The 25225-nt window shown below is 72.9% G+C and carries 20 protein-coding genes and 2 pseudogenes; 8 read left to right on the top strand and 14 right to left on the bottom strand.

Annotation, left to right across the window (positions count from 1 at the left end):
* Nucleotides 1–55: 55 nt before the first annotated feature.
* Both GA0070620_RS13975 and map read right to left on the bottom strand, forming a co-directional pair.
* Nucleotides 56–772: a VIT1/CCC1 transporter family protein gene (locus GA0070620_RS13975; protein WP_091590917.1), complete on the bottom strand. Its 717-nt coding sequence runs from the start codon at nt 770–772 to the stop codon at nt 56–58.
* Nucleotides 769–1626 carry a type I methionyl aminopeptidase gene (map, locus tag GA0070620_RS13980; protein ID WP_091590920.1) on the bottom strand — a complete coding sequence of 286 codons (858 nt, stop codon included), beginning with the start codon at nt 1624–1626 and terminating at the stop codon, nt 769–771. Before map ends, GA0070620_RS13975 begins: the two co-directional genes overlap by 4 nt.
* A gap of 94 nt (nt 1627–1720) precedes the next feature.
* On the opposite strand from map, the gene GA0070620_RS13985 reads away from it, so the two are divergent.
* Nucleotides 1721–2035 carry an STAS domain-containing protein gene (locus tag GA0070620_RS13985; protein WP_231922373.1) on the top strand — a complete coding sequence of 105 codons (315 nt, stop codon included), beginning with the start codon at nt 1721–1723 and terminating at the stop codon, nt 2033–2035.
* Nucleotides 2036–2039: 4 nt separating this feature from the next.
* Here GA0070620_RS13985 and GA0070620_RS13990 read toward each other — a convergent pair whose 3' ends face one another.
* The 6 genes from GA0070620_RS13990 to GA0070620_RS14015 form a co-directional block, all read right to left on the bottom strand.
* The gene (locus tag GA0070620_RS13990; RefSeq protein ID WP_091590925.1) at nt 2040–5684 is read right to left on the bottom strand and encodes a SpoIIE family protein phosphatase; all 3645 of its coding nucleotides are present in this window, start codon (nt 5682–5684) and stop codon (nt 2040–2042) included.
* A gap of 126 nt (nt 5685–5810) precedes the next feature.
* Entirely contained in the window at nt 5811–6542 is a 732-nt protein-coding gene (locus tag GA0070620_RS13995; RefSeq protein WP_091590928.1) for a gamma-glutamyl-gamma-aminobutyrate hydrolase family protein, read from the bottom strand.
* Nucleotides 6539–7306 carry a 3-oxoacyl-ACP reductase gene (locus GA0070620_RS14000; protein ID WP_091590930.1) on the bottom strand — a complete coding sequence of 256 codons (768 nt, stop codon included), beginning with the start codon at nt 7304–7306 and terminating at the stop codon, nt 6539–6541. Before GA0070620_RS14000 ends, GA0070620_RS13995 begins: the two co-directional genes overlap by 4 nt.
* Before the next feature lies 1 nt (nt 7307).
* Nucleotides 7308–8663, bottom strand: a complete 1356-nt coding sequence (locus GA0070620_RS14005) for an aldehyde dehydrogenase family protein (protein ID WP_091590932.1) — start codon at nt 8661–8663, stop codon at nt 7308–7310.
* A 98-nt stretch (nt 8664–8761) separates the two neighbouring features.
* Nucleotides 8762–10126 carry a glutamine synthetase family protein gene (locus GA0070620_RS14010; RefSeq protein WP_091590935.1) on the bottom strand — a complete coding sequence of 455 codons (1365 nt, stop codon included), beginning with the start codon at nt 10124–10126 and terminating at the stop codon, nt 8762–8764.
* A 128-nt stretch (nt 10127–10254) separates the two neighbouring features.
* Nucleotides 10255–10875: a TetR/AcrR family transcriptional regulator gene (locus GA0070620_RS14015; RefSeq protein WP_231922374.1), complete on the bottom strand. Its 621-nt coding sequence runs from the start codon at nt 10873–10875 to the stop codon at nt 10255–10257.
* 123 nt (nt 10876–10998) lie between these two features.
* Here GA0070620_RS14015 and GA0070620_RS14020 point away from each other — a divergent pair, with 123 nt between their 5' ends.
* The 3 genes and pseudogenes from GA0070620_RS14020 to GA0070620_RS14030 form a co-directional block, all read left to right on the top strand.
* The gene (locus tag GA0070620_RS14020; protein ID WP_091598748.1) at nt 10999–11859 is read left to right on the top strand and encodes an SDR family oxidoreductase; all 861 of its coding nucleotides are present in this window, start codon (nt 10999–11001) and stop codon (nt 11857–11859) included.
* Nucleotides 11860–11981: 122 nt separating this feature from the next.
* A complete protein-coding gene (locus tag GA0070620_RS14025; protein WP_091590939.1) occupies nt 11982–12725 on the top strand; it encodes an SAM-dependent methyltransferase in 744 nt (247 codons plus the stop codon).
* Between the two features lie 2 nt (nt 12726–12727).
* Nucleotides 12728–12991, top strand: a pseudogene (locus tag GA0070620_RS14030) (DIP1984 family protein); the annotation flags it as partial.
* 394 nt (nt 12992–13385) lie between these two features.
* Here the strand turns inward: GA0070620_RS14030 and GA0070620_RS14035 are convergent.
* The 6 genes and pseudogenes from GA0070620_RS14035 to pcaF all read right to left on the bottom strand — a co-directional run bounded on the left by GA0070620_RS14035 (nt 13386) and on the right by pcaF (nt 20755).
* Complete coding sequence (locus GA0070620_RS14035; RefSeq protein ID WP_091590942.1) at nt 13386–13778, bottom strand: hypothetical protein; 393 nt, start codon at nt 13776–13778, stop codon at nt 13386–13388.
* Nucleotides 13779–13900: 122 nt separating this feature from the next.
* On the bottom strand, nt 13901–15478 hold the full coding sequence (locus tag GA0070620_RS14040) for an amino acid permease (RefSeq protein WP_091590944.1): 1578 nt from the start codon (nt 15476–15478) through the stop codon (nt 13901–13903).
* A 307-nt stretch (nt 15479–15785) separates the two neighbouring features.
* Nucleotides 15786–16289 (bottom strand): annotated as a pseudogene (locus GA0070620_RS14045) (DUF456 domain-containing protein).
* Between the two features lie 165 nt (nt 16290–16454).
* A complete protein-coding gene (locus GA0070620_RS14050) occupies nt 16455–18623 on the bottom strand; it encodes a putative bifunctional diguanylate cyclase/phosphodiesterase (protein WP_091590947.1) in 2169 nt (722 codons plus the stop codon).
* Between the two features lie 5 nt (nt 18624–18628).
* Nucleotides 18629–19444 carry an SAM-dependent methyltransferase gene (locus tag GA0070620_RS14055; RefSeq protein ID WP_091590949.1) on the bottom strand — a complete coding sequence of 272 codons (816 nt, stop codon included), beginning with the start codon at nt 19442–19444 and terminating at the stop codon, nt 18629–18631.
* A 105-nt stretch (nt 19445–19549) separates the two neighbouring features.
* A complete protein-coding gene (pcaF, locus tag GA0070620_RS14060; RefSeq protein WP_091590951.1) occupies nt 19550–20755 on the bottom strand; it encodes a 3-oxoadipyl-CoA thiolase in 1206 nt (401 codons plus the stop codon).
* 105 nt (nt 20756–20860) lie between these two features.
* On the opposite strand from pcaF, the gene GA0070620_RS14065 reads away from it, so the two are divergent.
* The 4 genes from GA0070620_RS14065 (at nt 20861) to GA0070620_RS14080 (ending at nt 25126) form a co-directional block, all read left to right on the top strand.
* Entirely contained in the window at nt 20861–21826 is a 966-nt protein-coding gene (locus GA0070620_RS14065) for a glutathione S-transferase family protein (protein WP_091590953.1), read from the top strand.
* The gene (locus GA0070620_RS14070) at nt 21819–22454 is read left to right on the top strand and encodes a DUF998 domain-containing protein (protein WP_231922376.1); all 636 of its coding nucleotides are present in this window, start codon (nt 21819–21821) and stop codon (nt 22452–22454) included. The genes GA0070620_RS14065 and GA0070620_RS14070 overlap by 8 nt, the downstream gene beginning before the upstream one ends.
* A 231-nt stretch (nt 22455–22685) precedes the next feature.
* Entirely contained in the window at nt 22686–23990 is a 1305-nt protein-coding gene (locus GA0070620_RS14075; protein WP_172836585.1) for a dicarboxylate/amino acid:cation symporter, read from the top strand.
* Nucleotides 23991–24058: 68 nt separating this feature from the next.
* Nucleotides 24059–25126: an NADH:flavin oxidoreductase/NADH oxidase gene (locus GA0070620_RS14080; protein WP_091590959.1), complete on the top strand. Its 1068-nt coding sequence runs from the start codon at nt 24059–24061 to the stop codon at nt 25124–25126.
* Nucleotides 25127–25225: the final 99 nt, after the last annotated feature.

Below are 25225 nucleotides of genomic sequence, written 5' to 3' on the forward strand. Positions count from 1 at the left end.
CGGAATGCCCGTTATGCCGGGGCGCAAAGTGCAAGATCGCGGGAGCGGGTTGGGGTCAGCCGAGGCCGCCCTGGACGCCGATCAGGGCGCCGATGCCATAGGTCGCGGCGGCGGCCGCCGAGCCGAGCAGCAGCTGACGCAGCCCGCTGGACCACCAGGGGCGGTTGGTGAACCGGGCGACCACCGCGCCGGCCACGAACAGCCCGAGCCCGCCGACGCCGAGCGCCAGCCACAGACTCGTGAAACCGAGGAGGTACGTCAGCAGCGGCACGAGCGCGCCGACGGAGAAGAACAGGAACGAGGAGATCGCCGCCGCCCACGGGCTCGGCTGGTCGTCCGGGTCGACGCCCAACTCCTCCCGGACGTGGACCCGCAGCGCCTCCTCCGGGTTGCGCCGGACCGCCTCGGCCACCTGCATGGCGAGGTCGCGGGGCAGCCCTCGGGACACCCACGCGTCCGCCAGCTCGCGGGCCTCCGCCTCGGGGTGCCGTTCCAGCTCCCGCCGCTCCTTGGCGACCTCGGCCGCCACCTGCTCGTTGGCGGACCGCACGCTCGTGTACTCGCCCAGCCCCATCGAGATGGCACCGGCGACCAGGCCGGCGGCGCCGGTGAGCACGATGTTGCGGGGCGAGACGCCGCCCCCGCCGACACCGGCGATCAGGGCGATGTTGGTGACCAGGCCGTCCATCGCGCCGAACACGGCGGGCCGGAGCCAGCCGCCGGACACGTCCGCGTGGTGCGCCTCGCGCAGCGCCGCCGGGGTCTCGGTCACGGCAGCGTCAGAATCTCGTGCCCGTCCTCGGTCACCACGATGGTGTGCTCGAACTGGGCCGTCCACTTGCGGTCCTTCGTGACGACGGTCCAGCCGTCGTCCCACATGTCGTACTGGTAGGTGCCGAGGGTGATCATGGGCTCGACGGTGAACGTCATGCCGGGCTCCATGATGTCGGTGGGCCGAGGGCTGTCGTAGTGCGGGACGTAGAGGCCGCTGTGGAAGGTCTCCCCGATCCCGTGACCGGTGAAGTCGCGGACCACGCCGTAGCCGAAGCGCTTGGCGTACGACTCGATGACCCGGCCGATCACGTTGATCTGCCGGCCCGGAGCCACCGCGCGGATGCCCCGCATCATCGCCTCGTGGGTGCGCTCGACCAGCAGCCGGGCCTCGTCGCTGACCTCCCCGACGCAGAACGTGGCGTCGGTGTCGCCGTGCACCCCGTTGATGTACGCGGTCACGTCGATGTTGATGATGTCGCCGTCCTGGAGGACCGTGCTGTCCGGGATGCCGTGGCAGATCACCTCGTTGACACTGGTGCAGCAGGACTTCGGGAAGCCCCGGTAGCCGAGCGTCGAGGGGTAGGCGCCGTGGTCGCAGAGGAACTCGTGCACCACCTTGTCGATCTCGTCGGTGGTCACGCCCGGCTTGCAGTGCTCACCCGCGAGCTGGGTCGCCTGAGCGGCCAGCCGGCTCGCGATCCGCATCTTCTCGATGGTCTCGGGGGTCTGCACGTGCGACCCGCGCCACTCCCGCGGGGCCTTCTTGCCCACGTACTCGGGACGGGGGATCTCGGCAGGCACCGGTCGCCACGGGGAGAGCGTGCCTGGGGTCAGCGGCGCACGGACGGTCATGGGAAAAGCCTATCTCCGCGACCGGGGTGCGGCCCGCCGCGGTCCCGCCGCGCGGGTTGTTGCCCGGCCCGGTGGGCTGTGCCATGGTGTCTTCGTGGATCAAGGGGCAGCGCCGCCCGTCTTCTCCGCCACGGCGGAGACAGACGGGGATCAGCTCCGGGTACGGGTGGTGGGCGAGGTCGACATGGCGACCGCCGACACCATGTTCCAGACCGCGCTCCGCGAGCCGGCCACGCGGGTGACGCTGGACCTGCGCGCGGTGACCTTCTTCGACTCGGCCGCGATCCACGCCCTCGTCCGGCTGGCGCAGCGGTTCCCCGGCACGCTCACCGTGCTGCCGTCCCGGCAGGTCCGTCGGGTGCTGGAGATCACCGGCCTCGGCGAGCAGGCCTGGCTCGACCCGACCTGACGGCTCACTCCTGCAACTGCCGACGCAGGGTCACCTCGGTGCCGGCGTCGGTACGCCGGACCGACAGCTCCCCCAGCGCCTGGATCAGCGAGAGTCCACGCCCCCGGAAGCCGGAGCCGGTCGACTCGCGCCAACGCCCGCTGTCGCGCACCGTCGCCACCACCGACCCGTCCGCGATGGTCACCTCCACGGCGATCACCGGCTCGACCGGGTCCACCGGGTGCTCGATGGCGTTGGCGGCGGCCTCGGAGATGGCCACCGTCAGGTCGAACAGGTCCGTCTCACCGACGCCGTGCGCGACGAGGAAGTCCTCCAGCCGCTTGCGGAGCACGCTCAGCCGGGTGGGGTCGGCCGGCAGCCGGAGCGCGAAGCGGTCGAGGTCGGTCGCCTCCAGCGCGAGCACCGCCACGTCGTCGCGCCGGGGGCGTTCGGCGACCGGCGCCACCACGGCGTCGACGAGGTCCGCGACGTGCTCCCCCGGCCGCGCCGCGTCCTGGCGGAGGCGCGTCAGCGCCGCGTCGATGCCGAGGTGCCGGTCCTCGATCAGCCCGTCGGTGTAGAGCAGGAGCCGGGTGCCGGCGGGCAGTTCACCCGCCACCGTCCGGTACGTCGTGTCCGCCAGGGCGCCGACCGGCGGCCCCAGCGCCCGCTCGTGCAGGAAGCGCGCGTCGCCACCCCGGATGACCAGCGGTGACGGGTGTCCGGCGCTGGCGTACCGCAGGCGCCCGGTGCGGGGGTCGAACAGGAGGCAGACGACGGTGGCCAGGGTGCGGGCCTCCGTCGAGGCGAGCAGCCGGTTCAGCCGCGTCAGCGACTCACCCGGGTCGAACCCTTCGAGCAGGTACGCCCGCAGCGCGTTGCGGATCTCCCCCATCGCCGCCGCGGCCCGTACGCCCTTGCCCACGACGTCACCGATGACCAGCACCAGTTCCTGGCCAGCGAGCGCGACCACGTCGTACCAGTCGCCGCCGACCTCGACGTCGGCGCTGCCCGGCAGGTAGCGGCTGGCGACCACCGCGCCGGGCAGTTGGGGCAGCGAGCGCGGCAGCAGGCTGTGCTGGAGGGTGGTGGCGATCCGGTGCTCGGCCTCGTAGAGCCGGGCGTTCTCCAGCCGCACACCGACCAGTCGGGCCAACTGGGTCAGGGCGTCCTCGTCGGTCTCCGTGCCGTCCCCGTCCCGCCGCCACACCCGCAACTCACCGAGCGGTTCGCCGCCGGTGCCGGTGAGCGCCAGCACGAAGGAGGGGTCGACGGCGCTGGTCCCCCCGCCGTCCGCCTCGAAGCGGGCTCCGCCCGCGGTGACCACCACCCGGGCGGCGCCGACCAGGCGGAGCGCGTGCCGGGCGGCGACCTCGACCACGTCTCCGGTGGATCGGACGGTGTTCACCGCCACCGCCGCGTCGGCCAGGATCCGCAGGCGGCGGATGATCTGGCCGCGCAGCTGGCCCAGCTCGACGGCCGCGCGAACGCGGGCGATCAGCTCCTGGCCGGAGAACGGCTTGGTCAGGTAGTCGTCGGCGCCGGCCGAGAGCCCGGCCACCGCCTCGGCGGAGCCGGCCCGGGCGGAGAGCAGGACGATCGGCAGGTAGCGGGTGCGCGGGTCGGTCCGCAGCGCGGCCACCAGCCCGAAGCCGTCCAGCCGGGGCATCATCACGTCGCTGAGCACCATGTCGAACCGGCCGTCCACGGCGAGGCGCAGCCCTTCGACGCCATCGCTCGCGGTCACCACCTCCCAGGTCGGGGCGAGCAGCCGGCGGACGTGTTCACGCAGGTCGGCGTTGTCGTCCACGACGAGGATGCGGCCGGCGGGAGTGGTCGTGGCCGGCAGTGCCGCAACGTCGTCGGCGCCGGCCCAGAGCGCGGTCTCCGCGGCGAGGAGCCGGGCCTGGTCGGGTGCCGCGGGAGTCGGACCCGCCGTGACCACGCGCTCGGGCGGCAGGTGCCCGGTGCCGAACGGCACGGTGACGGTGAAGGTGCTGCCCTCGGCCACCCGGCTGGTCACCGTGACCTCGCCGCCGTGCATCTGGGCCAGCTCCCGGACCAGCGCGAGGCCGATGCCGGTGCCCTCGTGGGTGCGGGCCCGCACCCCGGCCGCCTGGTGGAACCGTTCGAAGACGCGCGGCACCTCGTCCGGCGGAATGCCCACCCCGGTGTCGGTGACCTCCAGCCGGGTCGTGCCGCCGGACGCCAGCAGCCGCACGCGGATCTCGCCGTCGAAGGTGAACTTGACCGCGTTCGAGATCAGGTTGAAGACGATCTTCTCCCACATGTCCCGGTCGACGAAGACCAGCGCGGGCAGGGGTGGGCAGTCCACCACGAGCCGCAGCCCGGCCCGTTCGATCGCCGAGCGGAACGCGCTCGCCAAGCGAGCGGTGTAGTCGGCCAGGTCGGTGGCCTGATAGCGGGCCGCCAGCCGGCCGGACTCCAGCCGGGAGAAGTCGAGCACCGTGTTGACCAGCCGGAGCAGGCGCAGCGCGTTGCGGTGCATCACGGTGAACCGGTCGGTGTAGGTCGCCGGCAGGGTGGGGTCGGCGAGCAGCTCCTCCAACGGCCCCAGCACGAGGGTGAGCGGGGTGCGGAACTCGTGGCTCACGTTCGCGAAGAAGTTGGTCTTGGCCCGGTCCAGGGCGGCCAGTTCGGCGGCGCGGTCGCGTTCCTGCTCGTACGCCCACTGCCGCCCCGCCGCCCGGGAGATCTGGGCCGCGACCAGGCCGAGGAAGTCCCGGTACTCGTCGGTCAGCGGGAGCCGGCGGGCGACGCCCACGACGAGCGCGCCGACGGTCTCGTTGGTGGCGGTGAGCGGCAGCACCAGCGCCCGGTCGGCGGCCGTGCCGGGCGCCGCGTCGAGCACGTCAGCGACCGGGACCTCCCCGGACCCGCCGTCGAGGGCGGCGACGACCACCTCCCGTATGCCCACGCCGGCCGACGCCTCGACGCCGCTCGCCCCGGCGAGGCTGAACCCGCCGCTGCCGTCGCGGAGCCAGATCTGCGCGAACGGCACATCGGCCTGGTGCCGACCGAGCACGGTGGCCGCGGAACGCCCCAGCTCGGCGGCGGTGCCCGCGTCGACCAACTCGGAGCCGAGCTCGGCGAGCGCGCGCAGCCGCCGCTCCCCGAGCACCCGGCCGGTGGTCTCGCTCACGATGCAGAAGACGCCGGCGACCGAGCCGTCCGCGGCGCGGATCGGGTCGTACGAGACGTCGAAGTACGTCTCCTCCAGGAAGCCGTGCCGCTCGATCGGGAACGGATGGTCCTCGCCCCGGTAGGAGCGCCCGGTGCGGCGCACGTCCGCCAGCAGCGGGCCGAGCACCTCCCAGGTCTCCGACCAGGACGTCCGGGCCGGCCGGCAGAGCGCGTGCGGGTGCTTGCTGCCGATCGTCGGCCGGTAGGCGTCGTTGTAGAAGGCCAACTCGTCGTCGCCCCAGAACATCACGATCTGCGCGCTGGACGCCAGCATCGTGCCCACCGCGCCGGACAGCGCCGCCGGCCAACGGGCCGGTGCACCGAGCGGGGTGGTGTCCCAGTCGAACTCGCTGAGCTGCCGGCCCAGCTCGCCGCCGGCCGCGAAGGCCGCGGCGAGCGGTGGGGGCAGTTCCCCGTCGGCGACCGGGAGCTTTCCCGCGTCCGCGCCCCCCAGCGCCGAACTCATTCGCCCTCCCGATCCGGCCGTCGCATCACCTGGCCGATTGATCCCCCACCCGTCGTGCTCGGCCTTGTACCCCGGCGGACCGACGACGTAACACGTGGGACGCCCGGGACGCTGGTTAGGACCGTCTCACTGACGGGGGTCCGACAGCCGGGCGGCGGCCCGGTCATAGGCCGCCGCGACCAGCGCGCCGACCGGCCGGGGATCCGAGTCGTTCTCCGGATGCCACTGCACGCCCAGCACGAACGGCCGCTCCGGGTCCTCCACCGCCTCGACGACGCCATCGTCCGCCCAGCCGGTCACCGCCAGCCGGCCCGGGTCGGCGACGCCCTGGTGGTGGTACGAGTTGACCCGGTCCACCCCCGCCATCACCCTCGCCGCCAGACTGTCCGGCGCGAACCGCACCGGGTGCGCGCCGTAGACGCCCGGTGCGGGCCGGTGCCGCTCGTGCCCGACGACGTCCGGCAGGTGCTGGTGCAGCGAGCCGCCGTACGCGATCGTGAGCAGCTGCATGCCCCGGCAGATCCCGAGCACCGGTAGGCCGGCGGCGAGCGCACCGGTCAGCAAGGTCAGCTCGCCGGCGTCCCGCAACGGCCGGGTCTCCGTACGCGGGCCGGGGAGCTGGCCGTACCGCCCCGGATCGACGTCCGCGCCACCGGCCAGGACCAGCCCGTCGAGCACCCGGAGCACGTCGGCGTCCCGGTCGTCCGGGGGCAGCACCACGGCCCGGCCGCCGGTCTCCGTCACCGCCCGGACGTACGCCTCGGGCACCAGCACCGCCGGCACGTCCCGCCAGACCGCCCAGCCGGCCGGCTCGACGTACGCGCTGACGCCGATCAGGGGACGGGTGACCCGGCTCACAGAGGGGTGACGTACGCGCCGGTGATCCCGCCGTCCACCACGAACTGGGCGGCGGTCATGAAGGAGGCGTCGTCGCTGGCCAGGAACGCCACCGCGGCGGCGATCTCCTCCGGGTTGCCGAACCGTCCCATCGGCACGTGGACGAGGCGACGGGCGGCCCGCTCCGGATCCTTGGCGAACAGCTCCAGCAGCAGCGGGGTGGCGACCGGGCCGGGACAGAGCGCGTTGACGCGGATCCCCTCCCGGGCGAACTGCACGCCCAGCTCCCGAGTCATCGCCAGCACCCCGCCCTTGCTCGCCGTGTACGCGATCTGCGAGGTCGCCGCGCCCATCAGCGCCACGAAGGAGGCGGTGTTGATGATCGAGCCCTTGCCCTGGCGGCGCATGTGCGGAATGGCGTACTTGCAGCAGAGGTAGACGCTCGTGGTGTTGACCCGCAGCACCCGCTCCCAGGCGTCCAGGCCGGTCTCCAGGATCGAGTCGTCGTCCGGCGGCGAGATGCCGGCGTTGTTGAACGCGACATCCACCCGGCCGTGCCGCTCGGCCACCCCGTCGAAGAGGTCCCGGACGGCGGTCTCGTCGGCCACGTCCGCGGCGACGAACTCCCCGCCCACCTCCTCCGCGGCGCGCCCGCCCGCCTCCGCGTCGATGTCCACGCAGACCACCCGGGCGCCCTCGGCGGCGAACCGCCGCACGGTGGCGAGCCCGATCCCGCTTCCCGCCCCGGTCACCACGGCCACCCGGTCCTGCAACCGACCCTGCATCTCACTCCTCCGTGCTGATGAACACGTTCTTGACGTCCGTGAATGCGTGCAGGGCGTCCGGGCCCAGCTCGCGGCCGAGCCCGGAGCGCTTCATCCCGCCGAACGGCGTCCAGTAGCGCACCGAGGAGTGCGAGTTGACGCTCAGGTTGCCGGACTCGACGCCTCGGGCGACCCGCAGTGCCCGGCCGACGTCGCGGGTCCAGATCGAGCCGGACAGGCCGTACTCGGTGTCGTTGGCGAGCCGGATCGCGTCGGCCTCGTCGTCGAAGGGGAGCACCGAGACCACCGGGCCGAAGATCTCCTCCCGCCAGTGCCGGTCGGCGGGCGAGTCGGCGAGCAGCACGGTCGGTGCGTACCAGAAGCCGGGGCCGTCGGGCCGGGAGCCGGTGAAGGCGACCGTCGCGCCGTCGACGTACCCGGCGACCCGGTCCCGCTGGCCGGCGGAGATCAGCGGCCCCATCTCGGCGGTGTCGCGGGCCGGGTCCTCGACGCGGAAGGCGCGGACCGCCGGTTCGAGGAGTTCGAGGAACCGGTCGTACACCGGCCGCTGGACCAGGATCCGGGAGCGGGCGCAGCAGTCCTGGCCCGCGTTGTCGAAGACGGCGTACGGCGCGGTCGCCGCGGCCTTCGCCAGGTCGGCGTCGGCGAAGACGAGGTTGGCGCTCTTGCCGCCCAGCTCCAGGGTGACCCGCTTCACCTGTTCGGCGCAGCCGGCCATGATGCGGGTGCCGACCTCGGTCGAGCCGGTGAAGCAGACCTTGCGGACCGCGGGGTGGGTGACGAAGCGCTCGCCCACCACGCTGCCTCGGCCGGGGAGCACGGTGAACACGCCGTCCGGGAGGCCGGCCTCGCGGCCCAGCTCGGCCAGGCGCAGAGCGGTGAGCGGCGTCAGCTCGGCGGGTTTGAGCACCACGGTGTTGCCGGCGGCGAGCGCCGGGGCGAAGCCCCAGCCGGCGATCGGCATCGGGAAGTTCCACGGCACGATCACCCCGACCACGCCGAGCGGCTCGTGGAAGGTCACGTCCAGACCGCCGGGCACGGGGATCTGTCGGCCGGTCAGCCGCTCGGGCGCCCCGGCGTAGTAGTCGAGCACGTCGCGGACGTTGCCGGCCTCCCACCGCGCGTTGCCGATGGTGTGCCCGGAGTTGCGCACCTCCAGCTGCGCCAACTCCTCCAGGTGCGCGTCGACCACGGCCGCGAACCGCCGCAGCAACCGCGCCCGATCCCCCGGCCCCACCTGACGCCACCGCTCGAAGGCGGCCGCCGCCCGCGAGATCGCGGCGTCGGTCTCGGCGAGCGAGGTGCCCGCCACCTCCCGCAGCACCGCCCCCGTCGCCGGGTTCCGCACCTCAGTCACGCGCCCCGCCCCTTCCTCGCCGATCATGGAGTTGTGGCGCCGCACGGAGGCCGCTGATCGCCATGAGCCGGGCACCACAAGTCCATGATCGACCGGAGTCAGAGGCGTTCGAAGCCACGCACCAGCTCCCAGTCCGTGACCGCGGCGTCGAAGGCGGCAAGCTCGACCTTCGCGTTGTTCGCGTAGTGGGCGACCACCTCGTCGCCGAACGCGTCCTTCGCCGGCGTCGAACCCTCCCACAGCGCCAGGGCGTCGCGCAGGGTGCCGGGCACCCGCTCGGCGTCCGGGTCGTCGTACGCGTTGCCGGTGCACTCCTCACCCAGCTCCAGCTCCTGTTCCAGGCCGTACACGGCCCCGGCGACCAGTGCGGCGATCGCCAGGTACGGGTTGACGTCGGCGCCCGGCACCCGGTTCTCCACCCGCATCCCCTGGCCGTGCCCGACCAGACGCAGTGCGCAGGTGCGGTTGTCGGTGCCCCAGCGCAGCGCGGTCGGGGCGAACGAGCCCGGCTGGTAGCGCTTGTATGAGTTGACGTTGGGGGCGAACAGCAGACTGAACTCGCGCATCGTGGCGAGCAGCCCGGCCAGCACCCGCTGCCCGGTGGCCGACAGGTGCGCCGGCCCGTCACCGAGCATCGCCGAGCGGCCGTCGGCGCCGCGCAGCGAGAAGTGGATGTGGCAGGAGTTGCCCTCCCGCGCGTTCGGCTTGGCCATGAAGGTGATCGACATGCCCTCCTGGGCGGCGATCTCCTTGGCCCCGTTCTTGTAGATGACGTGGTGGTCGGCGCAGGCCACCGCCTCGTCGTAACGGAAGGCGATCTCGTGCTGGCCGAGGTTGCACTCGCCCTTGGCGCTCTCCGGGGTCAGCCCGGCGCCGGCCATCTCGGTGCGGATGCGGCGCAGCAGCGGCTCGACACGGGCGGTGCCGAGCAGCGAGTAGTCCACGTTGTACTGGTTGGCCGGGGTCAGGTCGCGGTAGCCGCGCCGCCACGCCTCCTCGTACGAGTCGCGGAACAGCACGAACTCCAGCTCGGTCCCCGCGTACGCGGTCAGCCCGTGCTCCGCCAGCCGGTCGAGCTGCTGACGAAGGATCTGCCGCGGCGAGGCGACGACTGGGCCGGAGCCGTCCAGCCACTCGAGGTCGGCCAGGAGCATGGCGGTGCCCGGCTGCCAGGGCACCCGACGCAGGGTGGTGAGGTCGGGTTTCATGGCGAAGTCGCCGTAGCCCCGCTCCCAGCTCGACATGGCGTAGCCGTCGACGGTGTTCATGTCGACGTCCACGGCGAGCAGGTAGTTGCAGCCCTCGCTGCCGTGCGCCACGACCTCGTCCAGGAAGTAGGGGGCGTGGAACCGCTTGCCCTGCAGGCGGCCCTGCATGTCGACCAGCGCCAGCACCACGGTGTCGATCTCGCGCTCGGCGACCGCGACGCGCAACTGTTCCAGCGTGAGCGGAGCTTTCCTCATCGGCGCGCCTCCATCACCAAGGTCTACTGGCAGAACCGGATCACCGTCAATGCCCCCAGCGGTCACCGTCGCAAACGCGATCGGCGGAGGGCGGAGGGCGGAGGGCGGACGAGGAGCCGGGTGCCGGATCAACGGCCGGACGGGCGTGGGCGTAAGCCGTTGAGGGCGGTGGTGATGACACGGTCGGTGTACTCGGCGGTAAGTGGTCCGCTGCGTTGCAGCCAGCGGTTGAGCACCGGGCCCCAGATCATCTCCACGGCCACGTCGAGGTCGACGTCTTCGGCGAGTTGCCCGGCCCGCTGGGCGCTGGCCAGCCGTTGCCGCTTGGCCTCCTTCATCGGTCCGTCCAGCCGTTGGCTGTAGGCGGCGGCAAGTTCGGGGTCGTTCGCGATCTCGGTGGCCAGCGCGCGCATCGGCCGGTCGTACCGGGGATCAGTCAACTCCGCGACCGTGGCGTGCAGCACCGCGGTCAGGTCGGCTTCCAGGTCACCGCTGTCGGGCAGCGTGGGAGGCTCACCCTCGCCGCCCTCGCTGAGCATGAGGAAGGCGTCGAAGATGACCGCGCCCTTCGACGGCCACCAGCGGTAGATGGTCTGCTTGCCGACGCCGGCGCGCGCCGCGATGCCCTCGATGCTGAGTTTGGCGTATCCGACTTCCTGGAGCAGGTCGAACGCGGCGGCGAGGATGGCCCGCCGCGAGGCTTCGTTCCGGCGGGTCGCGCTGGGCGTTGGTCGGTGCGGTGTCGTCACGGGCCCTACGTTACCGGTTAAGACGGACCGTCTCGTCTTGCGTTGCGGAGCCAACTCACGTACCGTCTCCCACATAGCTAGACGGACCGTCTCGTCTCGTTATCAGAGAGAGTGGAGATCACCATGCGCACCTCATCCAGCGCCGCTTCGCGTACCTGGTTCATCACGGGCGCCAGCCGTGGTCTGGGCCGTGCGTTCACGATCGCGGCACTCGAACGCGGCGACCGGGTGGTTGCCGCCGCTCGGAGCATCACCCGGGACGACTTCGACAAGCGATACGGTGACCGGCTGCTCGCCCTGCCGCTCGACGTGACCGACCGGCCGGCGGTATTCAGCGCCGTGGCCACCGCGGTCGACCACTTCGGACAGCTCGACATCGTCGTCAACAACGCCGGCACCATGTCCATGGGCATGATCGAAGAGTTCACCGAAGCTGAGGCGCGCGCCCAGTTCGAGGTCAACCTCTTCGGGGCGCTCTGGGTCAGCCAGGCCGTGCTGCCGCACCTACGCGCCCGACGTGCCGGCCACATCGTGCAGATCTCCAGCATCGCGGCACTCGGCGGCTTCCCGAGCACCGGCATGTACAGCGCGAGCAAGTTCGCGCTGGAAGGCATGAGCGAGGCCTTGGCGATGGAGGGGGCAGCCTTCGGCGTGAAGGTCAGCATCGTGCAGCCCGGCGGCTACTGGACGGACCTGTACACCAGCATGACCCCCACGACTCCGATGGAGGCCTACGGTCCGCTGCGCGCGGAGCTGGAACGGCAGTGGGCGGACGGCTCCATCGACAGCGATCCCACGCTGGCCGCCGAGGCGCTGCTGAAACTGGTCGACAGCGACGACCCGCCGCTGCGGCTCCTGCTCGGCAGCATGGTCTACGACCTGGCGTTCGACATCTCCCGCCGACGAATGGACACCTGGGCGGGCTGGGAGCAGGTCAGCCGGGCGGCGGAGCATGCCGTCCCCGTCCCCAGCGGTACGCACTGACGACCCCGGGTCACCAACGGTCGCGAGGCCGACCTGGTCGGGTTCCGGTCAAGCTCCCTGACCCACGGTGGCACGACACAACCCGGGTGCGGCCCCCAGGCGGGCTCGTGTTGACTCTGGCGGTGGATCGTCACCGGCTCAGCAGCATCGCGCACTCACACCACCCGATCGCGGCCCCGATCTTCGGCGTCAACGTCAACCGGCTCCTGCGCCGGGCGGGCCGCCAACCGGCGGCTCGCATCCTCGACCTCGGCTGCGGCGAGGGCGCCTGGGCGCTGCAGGCCCTGGCTCACCACCCGGACGGGCACGCGGACGGCGTGGACGTCAACCCGTACGCCCTCGAACGCGCCGCCGGCGCCGCCGAGGCGCGCGGCCTCGCCGACCGGCTCACCCTGCACGAGCGCGACGCCCGGACGTACGTGCCGGACGGCGACTACGACCTGGTGCTGTGCGTCGGATCGACACACGCGTTCGGCGGGTTCGGCGAGACGCTGAAGCTGGCCGGCCGGCACGTCAACGCCGACGGCATCCTGCTGGTCGGCGAGGGATTCTGGCAGGTCCCGCCGACCCCGGAGGCACTCGCCGCGCTCGACGCGAAGCCGGACGAGTTCACCGACCTCGCCGGCCTCGTCGAGGCCGCCGAGCAGGCCGGCTGGACCCCGGTGTACGCCCATGTGAGCGACGCCGCCGAGTGGGACGACTACGAGTGGTCGTGGGTCGGTTCGCTCACCGATTGGGCGCTGGACAACCCGGGCCATCCGGACGCCGGCGAGGCGCTCGCCGTAGCCCGGAAGCACCGCGACCAGTGGCTGCGCGGGTACCGCGACGTTCTGGGCTTCGCGACGCTGGTGCTCCGCCGCAGCTAGGGTCTGTGGTGGAGGGTGGCACCCTCACCGACGCCCTCGCCCGCCGCGACGTGCTTCGCCTGCGGCACAGCGTCGTCACGTCCGCCGCCGACGCCTCAGGTGGGGAAGGCCAGCGCGGGTACCGGCAGTTGCGGTCGGAGCTGAAGATGATCCCGGCCCTGCCGGTGGCGGAGCTGCGCCGCCAGGCCGACGACCTCGCTCGGCAACTTCGCGAGGTCGACACGCTCATTCAGCGGACGAACTGGGAGGTCGACCTGCTGGACTGAGCAGTTGCGGAGCAGGTAGCCGACGTGGAGGCGTGCACGAACCCGAGAGCCGGCGGGCAATCCGGCTCCCTTCTGGCGCGCCGCGGGCAGGCGCGGGGGTTCGACTCCCCGGAACACAATGCATGCCCAGCACAGCACACAGGTGACGGCGCACAGGGCACGGCACACCACCGGGTGCAGATCCACGACGGTGAGGGTGGGACAGGGGTTCTCCGCAACCCGCCGGTCAGATCTCGGTTGTCAGGCGGTTCTCCCAGGCCCAGGCGGCGGGCTCGGCACGGTTCCGCAGCCGCAGCCCGGGACCATCAGCATGAGCGTCCGTGCTGCCGGCACCGCCCGGCGCGATCGAGGCGCGGTGGCGTGGCGAGCGGCCGTTGATGCACGGGTCGCCGAGTCAGGTTTCCCGCCGCGCGTAGCCGCACTCCTCGTGTACCCAGCGATCGAGGTACGCCCTCCTGCCGTCCGGCGAGTCCACGACCGTCAGCCATTCCGCCGCCGCCTGCTTCATGCGCCGGACCGCGGCGGCGTCCTGTTCCGGGGAGCCTCTCCCCGGCGCGTCCATCTCATCCGTCAGCGCTCCCCAGATGAGGTAGAGCCCCACCGGCACGTCGGGGGCGTACGCCCCCTCGGGGGTCTCGGACATGGCGCGCATGGCCCGGCCCTGGAACTCCAGGCCCGTGTCGTACGTGGGCCAGCCGTCTTCGGCGTCGAGCACGCGGCGCGCCTGCTGCACCGTCTCCGCGAGGAACCCGTCGGGCCCGGTCTCCGGGTGCCAGCCACCTGTCACGGCCGACAGGCTACGCGGGCGCGAAAATCTCGCGATCCTCCGCTTCCCCGCCGCGGCGCGGCAGCCGCGGCCCCCGGCGCTCCTCGTCGGCGCCGGGGTGACCCGGCGCCGACGCGGAGGGATCAGGCCGGGTCGTCGGCGGGTGCGGGGCGCTGCCCCGGCACCTCGACGGTACGGCGAGGGCCGGTGAACCACTTCCGGGCGGAGACGTACCACCAGACGGCCACGCCGAGCAGCACCCCGCCGACGGCGAGCGGGGCGTAGTTGACGGCGGTCCAGGTGAAGTCCGCGTTGCCGGGCACGCCGGCCGGGACGATCGGCAGCACGAAGTAGACGCAGATGATCGCGATCTCGATCACCGCGATCCAGCCGAGGACCTTGTACCTGCGGCCCAGCGTCCACGGGCCCGGCACGAACCGGTCCCCCATCCGCAGCCGCAGGAAGATCGGGATGAGGAAGGACAGGTAGAGCCCGATCACCGCGACCGAGACCACCGCGTAGAAGGCGACCGGCACGCCGGCCCGCTGGTAGAGCGCGGGCAGGGTGAGCACCAACCCGGCCAGGGTGGCCGCGATGATGGCGTTGACCGGCGTGCCGTTGCGGTCCACCCGGGACCAGAGCCGCCAGCCTGGCACCGCGCGGTCGCGGCTGAAGGCGTACGCCATCCGCGACATCGAGGTCACGCAGCTCATCCCGCAGAAGAACTGCCCGATGGTGGAGATGATGATGACGGTCTTGAAGAAGAACGGGGTGAGCGCGGACTCGAAGATCGCCCCGGAGAATCCGCCCGCTTCGTTGATCGCGTCCACGTCGGTGGCCGCGAAGAGGAAGGCGAGCAGCAGGATCCAGCCGCCCACCGCGGAGTAGAAGATCGACCGCCAGAGGCCCTGGGCGGCGGCCTTCGACGCGCCTCGGGTCTCCTCGGAGACGTGCGCGCAGGCGTCGAAACCGGTGATCGTGTACTGGGTGAGCAGGAAGCCCAGCGGCAACACGTAGAACCAGAAGGTCAGGCCGCCGCTGTCGCCGTCGCCGAAGCCGGAGTTGTTGAACCGCTCGGTGAAGACGAACTGGAAGCTCTGGTGGTTGTCGGGGACGAGCAGCAGGATGGCCACCACGGCGGCGGCGCCGGCCACGTGCCACCAGACCGAGACGTTCTGGAGTACGTCGATGATGCGGTGCCCGTAGATGTTGATGAGCCCGTGCAGGGCGAGGATCACCACGAACAGACCGAAGGTCTGGTGCAGGGTGCCGGCCCATCCGTCGAAGAGCGCGGACAGGGTGAGGTTGAGGAAGGTCGCGCAGCCGTAGTCGACCGAGGCGGTCACCGCCACCAGGCCGATCAGGTTGAGCCAGCCGGTGAACCAGCCGTGCACCGGCCGGCCCATGGTGGCGGCCCACCAGTAGATGCCACCGGCGGTCGGGTAGGCCGAGACCAGTTCGGCCATGCAGAAGCCGATGATCAGGATGAACAGCGAGATCAGCGGCCAGCCCCAGGAGATCGCGACCGGACCGCCGTTGTTCCAGGCCTGGCCGAAGGTGGTGAAGCAGCCGGCCAGGATCGAGATGATGGAGAACGAGATGGCGAAGTTGGAGAAGCCGCTCCACTTGCGGCGCAGTTCCTGTTTGTAGCCGAGTTCGGCGAGCCGTCGGGCGTCGTCGTCCATCGGTTGCTCGGCGGTCGGCGCGGGCGTCGTGGCCACTGCACACCTCCTCGAGGCGGATCCCCGGTGCGAGTGGGCAAAGTGTTCACCCGTCGATCAAGACGGTCAATACGTCGGCGGTGGGAATCTCATCGCCGCGCGGCCTAATTCCGTTGCCGCAACCGTCCCGTCCGGCGCATCCTTGAGCCCGTGACCAGGCCCGATCGCGACGGGCCGGCGCCGGGCGCTCGGCAACGCCCGGCCCGCGGCGGCGCGGGGTGTCCACCTCTCTCTCACCCGTACGGCGATGCGCCGTATCCGACGGGCACCCCGCGCCGGCCGCCTCACGAGGCGGGCAGCCGGCGCCTCACGAGGCGAGCAGCAGCCCGGCGACCCAGAGCGCGGCGACCACCAGACCGGACGCGAACTCCACCAGCATCGACAGGCCGGCCGCCTTCAGTGCCTGCACGGTCGCGGGCCAGGCGAGGCGGTTGTCGCCGAGCCGCAGTCGCTCCGCCGCCCACACCCCGCCGACGAAGCCGATCACCAGGCCGACCACCGGGATGACGAAGAAGCCGACCAGGCCCAGTACTCCTCCGGCGAGCAGCGAGGACGTCGGCACGCCGGTGCGCTTCAGGTTCCGCCCGGGCCACAGATACTTCACCACCGTCCCGGCGAGGGCGACCACCGTGGCGGCCGCGAGCACCGCCCAGCGGCCGGCGCCCGCGCCGCCGAACAGGGCCTAGACCAGCACGCCGCCCCAGCACAGGGGCAGGGCCGGCAGCCCGGGCACGATCACGCCGGCCAGCCCGGCCAGGATCGCCAGCCCGGCCACCACCGTGACCAGCGCCTCCGTGTCCGTCGCGCTCACCCGACCACCCACCTCTGCCGCATGTCGCCCCGCACCACGTGTGCACCGGCTCCTTCAGAGCCGAATCGTCCGGCCGCCCTGAGTCGTCCACGACATCAGCTCCACAGGACGCCCGCAACCATTGCCGGCCCCGGCGGTCAGCATTCGCGCGGCGCGCGAAACGGCTCACCCGGGCTCGCCCCCCGTCCCGGCGAGCCGGGCGGCGATCGCGTCGGCCGGCATCGGCGCCCCGAAGTAGCGCCCCTGGCCGGTGTCGCAGCGCAGCGCACGCAACCGCTCGGCCTGCTCGCCGGTCTCCACCGCCTCGGCGGTCACCCAGAGCTCCAGCGCGTGCGCCAGCCGGACCAGCGCGTCGACGATCCGCTCGTCGCGGTGGTCGGCCGCCGCGTCCGGGCCGTCACCCCGGATGCCCTCCACGAACGGGCCGGCCAGCTTCAGGCAGTGGATCGGGAGCCGGCGCAGGTACGCGAGGTTCGAGTAGCCGGTGCCGAAGTCGTCGACCGCGAGCCGTACGCCGAGCCCCGACAGCCGGTGCAGCGACCGCAGCGGCTCCCCGGCCGTGCCCATCACCGCGCTCTCGGTCAGCTCCAGCTGCAACAGCTCCGGGGGCAGGCCGCTCGCCGCCAGCGCGTCCGAGACGGTGTCCACGATCGCCGGGTCGTCCGCCTGCCGGGCGGCCAGGTTCACGCTCACCACCACCCGGGCTTCCGGGAAGCGGTGCCGCCACCGCTCGGCGTCCCGGCAGGCCCGCCGCAGCACCCACTCGCCGAGCCGGACGATCAGCCCGGTCTCCTCGGCGAGCCCGATGAACCGGTCCGGGCCGAGCAGCCCCAGCGTCGGGTGCTGCCAGCGCACCAGCGCCTCGACGGCGAGCATGCGCCCGTCCAGCAGGGAGACGATGGGCTGGTAGCGCAGCACGAACTCACCCCGGTCGAGCGCGGCCGGCAGGTTGGCGGCCAGCGCCGAGCGGGCGAGGTCACGGGCGCTGCGCTCGGGGTCGTGGACGGCCCACCGGCCGCGCCCCTGCGCCTTCGCCCAGTAGAGCGTGGTGTCCGCCGCCTTCATCAGCTCCGACGCGGTGGTCTCTCCGGCCGGCCCCTCGACGATGCCCACGCTCGCCGAGACGGCGAGCTGCTGGTCGCCGACGCGCACCGGCGCGGCGACCGCGGTCAGCGCGGCCTTCGCCACGGCCACCGCCCCGTCGAGTCCGTCGCCGCCGTCGAGCAGGATGACGAACTCGTCGCCGCCCATGCGGGCGACCAGGTGACCGTGGCCGGCGACGCACCCGGCAAGCCGTCGGGCGATCATCACCAGCAGCCGGTCGCCGAGGTCGTGCCCGAGACTGTCGTTGATCGCCTTGAACCCGTCCAGGTCCAGGAAGCAGACGGCGACCCGGCGATCGGGTCCGGCCCCGTCGAGGATCCGACCCAACGTCTCGAAGAAGAGCGTCCGGTTGGGCAGGCCGGTGAGCGGGTCGTGCGACGCCTGGAAGCGCAGCCGCTGTTGGAGGGCGTACCGCTCGGTGATGTCCTCGATCATGGAGACCGTGAACCGGGGCCGCCCGTCGTCGTGCCGGATCAGCGACACGGCCAGGTCCGTCCAGAGGGAGCTGCCGTCCTTGCGGTGGTAGCGCCTCTCCACCCGGGCCGAGTCCTGCTTGCCCTCGACCAGCTCCTGGTAGATCTCCCCCATGCCGGCGGCGTCGTCCGCGTGGAACAGCGAGGCCACCTCGACCCGGCGCAGCTCCTCGACGGAGTAGCCCAGCATGTCGGCGAACGACTGGTTGACGTCGATGATCCGTCCGTCGACCCCGGCGATGCCGATGCCGATCGCCGCGCCCGTGAAGACCGCCCGGAACCGCGCCTCGCTGTCCCGCAGCGCCCGCTCCGCCTCGTCCCGCGCCTGCCAGGCCGACCGGGCGATCCGCTCCTGCTGGCTGAAGGTGCGGTCGCGCAGGGCACGCGCGAACCCCGCGGCGAGGCCGCCCTGCAGCGCGGTGACCCGCCGCGGCGCGTCCGGCGGGTACGTCCCGGCGGGCAGCACCCGACCGAGGAAGCCCTCACCGAGGGCGCGGACCGACCACTCCAGCATCCGCGGTTCGGTGAGGTGCGCCTCGACCAGCGCCCCGCCGACGTCCTCGGCGGGTTGGGCGTCGAACGGCTCGGCGCACACCGCACGGGCCAACCGCGCGGTGTGCGCGAGCAGCAGCCGCTCGGTCTCGGCCGCGCTGAACGGCACGAACCCGAGGCGGCGGAGCGCGGCGGTCCACTCGGCGGCGTACGCCTGAACGCCCGCGCGGCCGACGTCCTCCCCGGCGGGTTCCGGGACGGCCACGTCGATCAGCCGACGGATGGTTCGTCGTGGCGGGCGACGCCACCGAAGGCGCCGAACCGCTCGGGGTGTTCGTCCACGTCGGACGGTGAGTCGGGCCGCCACAGCGGCATGTGCACCACGCCCGGCTCCAGGATCGTCCAGTCGCCGAAGAAGCCGGTGATCTCGGCCCGGGACCGCAGGCTGATCTCGGTGGCCGTACGCGCCGACAACCGCTGCGCGTCGAGCATCTCCTGCGGCTGGTCCTCGAACGTGGAGTGGGAGATCACCAGGTGGCTGCCCGGCGCGGCGGCGGCGCGGAGGGTGGCCAGCAGGTCGGCGGGGCGGTCCGCGTCGGGGACGAAGTGGACCACCCCGGCGAGCAGGATGCCGATCGGGCGGCCGAAGTCGAGCAGCCCGCGTGCCTCGGTGAGGATCCGCTCCGGCTCGCGCAGGTCGGCGTGGATCACGGTGGTGAGGTCGTTGCCGGCGAGCAACTCCCGGCTGTGCGCGACGGCGACCGGGTCGATGTCCACATAGACCACCCGGGCCTTCGGGTTCGCGCCCTGCGCCACCTCGTGCACGTTGCCGACGGTGGGAATTCCGGAGCCGATGTCGAGGAACTGGTCGATGCCGGCGTCGAGCAGCGCCCGTACGGCCCGGCGCAGGAACTCCCGGCCGGCGCGCATCGTGGCCGGGAGATGCGGCGTCATCGCGGCGATCTGCTCGGCGAGCTGCCGGTCGATCTCGAAGTTGTGGGCGCCGCCCAGGAAGTAGTCGTACACCCGGGCGGCGCTCGGGCGGGTCAGGTCGATCTCGGTCGGAAGGGCGTCCGGCATCTGCAAGCTCCCCAGGTCGTCGCCGAGAGGCGGGACGGCGCCGGCGCCGGGGTGCGTGCGGGGACGCGGCGGCCCACCGACCGACCCGCCGATCGTGTGGTGTGGACCACTCTAGGCCGCGGACTCCAGGAGAAGGGAGATCCCCTGGCCCACTCCGATGCACATCGTGGCGAGGGCCCGCCGGCCACCGCGTCGGCGCAGCTCCAGCGCGGCGGTCAGCGCCAGCCGGGCGCCGCTCGCACCGAGCGGGTGGCCGAGGGCGATGGCGCCGCCGTTGGGGTTGACGTGCTCGGCGTCCTCCGGCAGGCCCAGCTCGCGCAGCACGGCGACCGACTGCGCGGCGAACGCCTCGTTCAGCTCGATCACGTCGACCGTGTCGAGGCCGAGGCCGAGGCGGTCCAGCAGCTTGCGGGTGGCCGGCACCGGGCCGATACCCATCACGCGGGGCGGCACCCCGGCGGTCGCGGCGCCGACGACCCGGGCCAGCGGCGTGAGGCCGTGACGGGCGACCGCCGCCTCGGACGCGACCAGCAACGCGACCGCGCCGTCGTTGACCCCCGACGAGTTGCCGGCGGTGACCGTGCCACCCGCGCGGAACGGGGTGGGCAGGGCGGCCAGCTTCTCCAGCGACGTCTCCCGGGGGTGCTCGTCGACCTCGACCAGCTTCGTCTCGCGACGGCCGGCCGGCACGGTCACCGGCACGATCTCCTCGGCCAGCCGGCCGTCGGCCTGCGCCTTGGCGGCCCGCTGCTGCGAGCGGAGGGCGAACTCGTCCTGCGCGGCGCGGTCGACCCCGTACTCGGCGGCCACGTTCTCCGCCGTCTCCGGCATCGAGTCGATGCCCCAGCCCGCCTCCATCAGCGGGTTCACCAGCCGCCAGCCGAGCGTCGTGTCGTACACCTCGGCGGCCCGCGAGTAGGCGGAGGTCGCCTTCGGCATGACGAACGGCGCGCGGCTCATGCTCTCCACGCCGCCGGCCACCACCAGGTCCGCCTCCCCGGCCACGACGGCGCGGGCGGCGCTGGCGAGCGCGTCCAGGCCGGAGCCGCAGAGCCGGTTGACCGTGCTGCCCGGCACCTGTTCGGGCAGGCCACCGAGCAGCGCCGCCATCCGGGCCACGTTGCGGTTGTCCTCGCCGGCCTGGTTGGCGCAGCCGAGGATCACGTCGTCCACCCGCGCCCAGTCCACCGACGGGTGGCGGGCGACCAGTTCGCGGATCACGTGTCCGGCCAGGTCGTCGGGGCGGACGCCGGCGAGCGCGCCGGCGTAACGGCCGATCGGGGTGCGGACACCGGCCACCAGGTATGCCACGGTCATCGCGAGTCCTTCGGGGGTGGGAAGGGCGGGACGGAAGCGCCCGTCGGGTCGCGAGGGACGCCCGGCCGCCAGGATATCCAGGCCGGGAGCGGATAGGTTGACGGCATGGCCCGGGCCCAGTTCGACGCAGAGACGAGTACGGGCGGCGCGTTCGTCCGCCAGCCCAACCGGTTCACCGACCGGGTCACCCCGCACTCCACCTCTCCCCCCGGCGGCGGGCCGGACGACGAGGGCCGCTGGCCACTGGAGGCCGGGCGCTACCGGTTGATCTGGTGCCGCGCCTGCCCCTGGGCGCACCGGGCCCGGATCGTCCGGAGCCTGCTCGGCCTGGACGACGTCATCTCACTGGGCACGGTCGACCCGATCCGCGACGAGCGGGGCTGGCGGTTCACCCTCGACCCGGACGGATTCGACCCGGTGCTGGGCGTCGGCTTCCTCTCCGAGGCCTACCTGGCGACCGACCCCGACTACACCGGCCGGGTGACCGTGCCGGCGCTGGTCGACACCGTCACCGGCCGGGTCGTGACCAACGACTATCCGCAGCTCACGCTGGACTTCTCGACCGAGTGGCGGCGGTTCCACGCCCCGGACGCCCCGGATCTCTACCCGGTGGAGCTGCGCCCGGAGATGGACGCGCTGATGGCGGAGATCCACCGGGACGTCAACAACGGCGTCTACCGGGCCGGTTTCGCGACCTCCCAGGAGGCGTACGACGAGGCGTACGAGGCGCTGTTCGCGCGGCTGGACGTGCTCTCCGAGCGGCTCGCCGGGCGGCGCTACCTGATGGGCGAGGAGATCACCGAGGCGGACGTGCGCCTGTTCACGACGCTGGTCCGCTTCGACGTGGCCTACCACGGGCACTTCAAGTGCAACCGGCAGAAGCTGACCGAGATGCCGGTGCTCTGGGCGTACGCCCGCGACCTGTTCCAGACCCCCGGCTTCGGCGAGACGGTGGACTTCGACCACATCAAGCGGCACTACTACGCCACGCACAGGGAGATCAACCCGACCGGTGTCGTGCCGCTGGGCCCCGACACGTCCGGCTGGACCACGCCGCACGGGCGTGGCTGAACAGGCCCGGCCCGCGCCGATCGGCGTCCTCCGGAGCGCCGCGGCGTCGGCCGCCGCCGGCTGCACCCTCGCCGGGGCCGGCGCGGTGACGCTCGCCGTGGTCGCCGGTCCCGGTCCGGGGCTCACCGGGTACGTCAGCGAGGCCGGGATCGCCGGCAGCGGCCACGCGCCCGCGTACCGGATCGGCGTCTACGCCCTGGCGGCCGGCCTGCTGCTGCTCGCCGTGGCCCTGCCGCCGGCGCTGCGGGTGGCGGCGGCGCTACTCACCGCCGGCGGCCTCGGCACCGCCCTCTCCGGTGCGGTGACGTGCAGCGCCGGCTGCCCGCTGCCGCCGTTCGAGCGGGCGACGGTGGCCGACCTGGTGCACGGCGGCGCGAGCATCGCCGCGACCGCCGCGGTGATCTTCGCGATGGTGGCGATCACGCTCACCCACCGGGCGGACCGGCCGCTGCGCCGGCTCTCCGGGATCGCCGCCGCGGTGGCGCTGCCGCTCTGTGCCGCGGTGGGGTTGGCGATGCTGCTGGTCGGCCGGGGCACGCTGGTCGGCGTGCTGGAGCGGGTGGTGCTGGCGATCGCCGTGCTCTGGGGGCTCGCCGCGGCCGCCACGGTCGGCTTCCCCCGCCGCTAGGCATCGACGACCGGGGCCGCTCTTGTAAGGAGCGTCACGACGGCGGCTCCTTCCGACGGGAACATCCCGGGCGTATCGTCGTGCCGCGATGACCAACATCTGGTGCCTCACCGTGCGCCTGTACGTCGATCTCCGACTGCAGGCCAGTGGTGTCTGTCCGGCGCAGCCGCTCTCCTGACGCTGCCCGACCTCTCCCACCAGACGCTTGGACACAATTACATGGCTTCCGCCCTGCGCAAGTTTCCCTTCTCCCTGCAGATCCTGCTCGGTCTCGTGCTCGGCGTGGCGCTCGGCTTCCTCGCCCGCGCCAACGACCTGAGCTGGCTGACCAGCACCCTCGACACCGTCGGTCACCTCTTCGTCCAGCTGCTGAAGCTGGCCGTACCGCCGCTGGTCTTCACCGCGATCGTGGTCAGCGTGGTCAGCCTCCGCGGCGTGGCCAACGCCGCCCGGCTGGCCTGGAAGACCCTGCTGTGGTTCGGCATCACCGCGCTGATCGCGGTCGGCGTCGGCATCGGCCTGGGCCTGCTCACCAATCCCGGTCGCGGCGTCACCCTCGACCTGGCCGGCGCCACCGCGCCCAAGAAACACGGCTCCTGGACCGACTTCCTCACCGGCGTCGTCCCGACCAACCCGATCGGCGCGTTCGTCGAGGGCAACGTCCTCCAGATCGTCTTCCTGGCCCTCGTGGTCGGCGCCGCCGCGCTGCTCGTCGGCGACAAGGCGGAGCCCTTCGTGGCGCTCAACCGCTCCCTGCTGGAGATCGTCCAGAAGGCGCTCTGGTGGGTGATCCGACTCGCCCCGCTCGGCACGCTCGGCCTCATCGGCAACGCCGTCGCCTCGTACGGCTGGGACCTGATCGCCCCGCTCGCCAAGTTCACCACGGCGGTCTACGTCGGCTGCGCGATCGTGCTGCTGGTGGTCTACCCGGTGGTGCTGCTGGCCGCCGGCCGGCTCAACCCGCTGCGCTTCTTCGCCGGCGCCTGGCCGGCCATCGAGCTGGCCTTCGTCTCTCGGTCCTCGGTGGGCACCATGCCGGTGACCCAGCGCGCCGTCGAGCGGCTCGGCGTCCCCCGCGAGTACGCCTCGTTCGCGGTGCCGTTCGGCGCCACCACCAAGATGGACGGCTGCGCCGCGATCTACCCGGCCCTCGCCGCGATCTTCGTGGCGCAGGTGTTCGGCATCCACCTCGGCGTCACCGACTACCTGCTGATCGCTTTCGTCTCGGTGGTCGGCTCGGCGGCGACCGCCGGCCTGACCGGCGCGATCGTGATGCTCACGCTCACCCTCAGCACGCTGGGCCTGCCGCTGGCCGGCGCCGGTCTGCTGCTGGCCATCGACCCGATCCTGGACATGGTCCGCACCGCCACGAACGTGGCCGGTCAGGCGCTCGTGCCCACCGTCGTCGCGGCCCGCGAGGGCACCCTCGACCGGGCCGCGTACGACGCGGCGGGCCGCCGCGAGCTGATCGACCAGGACGCCGCCGAGGCGCCCGCCACCACCCGTGCGGACGGGTTGACCCCGGTACCCGCCTGACCTCGCTGAGCCGTCCCGGAGGGCCCCTCGTTGAGGGGCCCTCCGGCCTGTACCGGAAGGATGACCGCATGAGCGAACTGTTCACACCGTTGGCCCTGCGCGCGGTGACCCTGCCCAATCGGATCGCCCTCGCGCCGATGTGCCAGTACACGTCCGGCCCGGACGGGCTGCCGACCGACTGGCACCTGGTGCACCTGGGCGCCCGCGCGGCGGGCGGCGCCGGCCTGGTGCTCACCGAGGCCACGGCGGTGCTGCCCGAGGGGCGGATCAGCCCGCAGGACACCGGGCTCTGGTCGGAAGCCCACGTCGACGCCTGGCGACCGGTGACCGCTTTCCTCGCCGCGCAGGGGGCGGTGCCGGCGGTGCAGCTCGCGCACGCCGGCTTCAAGGCCTCAACGTACCGGCCGTGGGCCGACGGCCACGGCGGCGTGCCCGACGAGGAGGGCGGCTGGACCCCGGTCGGCCCGGGCAGTGAGCCGTTCACCGTGGGCTACCGGACGCCGACGGCCCTCGACGCGGCCGGTGTCGCCGGTGTGGTCGACGCGTTCGCCGCGGCCGCTGTCCGGGCGCTGGACGCCGGGTTCGCCGCCGTCGAGATCCACGCGGCGCACGGCTACCTGCTGCACGAGTTCCTCTCCCCGTTGAGCAACCACCGCACCGACGGCTACGGCGGTGACCGGGCCGGGCGGATGCGGCTCACCCTGGAGGTGGCGCGGGCGGTCCGCGCCGCCGTCGGCGAGGAGGTGCCGGTGCTCACCCGGATCTCGGCGACCGACTGGGTGGAGGGCGGCTGGACGCCGGACGACAGCGTGGTGCTCGCCGGTGAGCTGGCCGCCGCCGGGGTCGACCTGGTGGACACGTCCTCCGGCGGCGTCAGCACCGCCCAGCGGATCCCGCTCGCGCCGGGCTACCAGGTGCCGCTGGCCGCCCGGATCCGCCGGGAGGCCGGCGTGCCGACCGGCGCGGTCGGGCTGATCGTCGAGCCGGAGCACGCGGAGCAGATCGTCGCCGGCGGCGAGGCCGACCTGGTGCTGCTCGGCCGGGAGCTGCTGCGCGACCCGTACTGGCCGCACCGGGCGGCGGCGAAGCTCGGCGCCACCCCCACCTGGCCCAACCAGTACCTCCGCGCCGCCTGACCCACCCCGTTTCTCGTTGATCAAGAGGTTTGCGTCACCGGAGCGCCGGATTCTGACGCAAACCTCTTGATCAACGCGGGCCGGGCGGGCCGGGCGGGA

This window comes from Micromonospora krabiensis, assembly GCF_900091425.1.
GTDB classification, from domain to species: domain Bacteria; phylum Actinomycetota; class Actinomycetes; order Mycobacteriales; family Micromonosporaceae; genus Micromonospora; species Micromonospora krabiensis.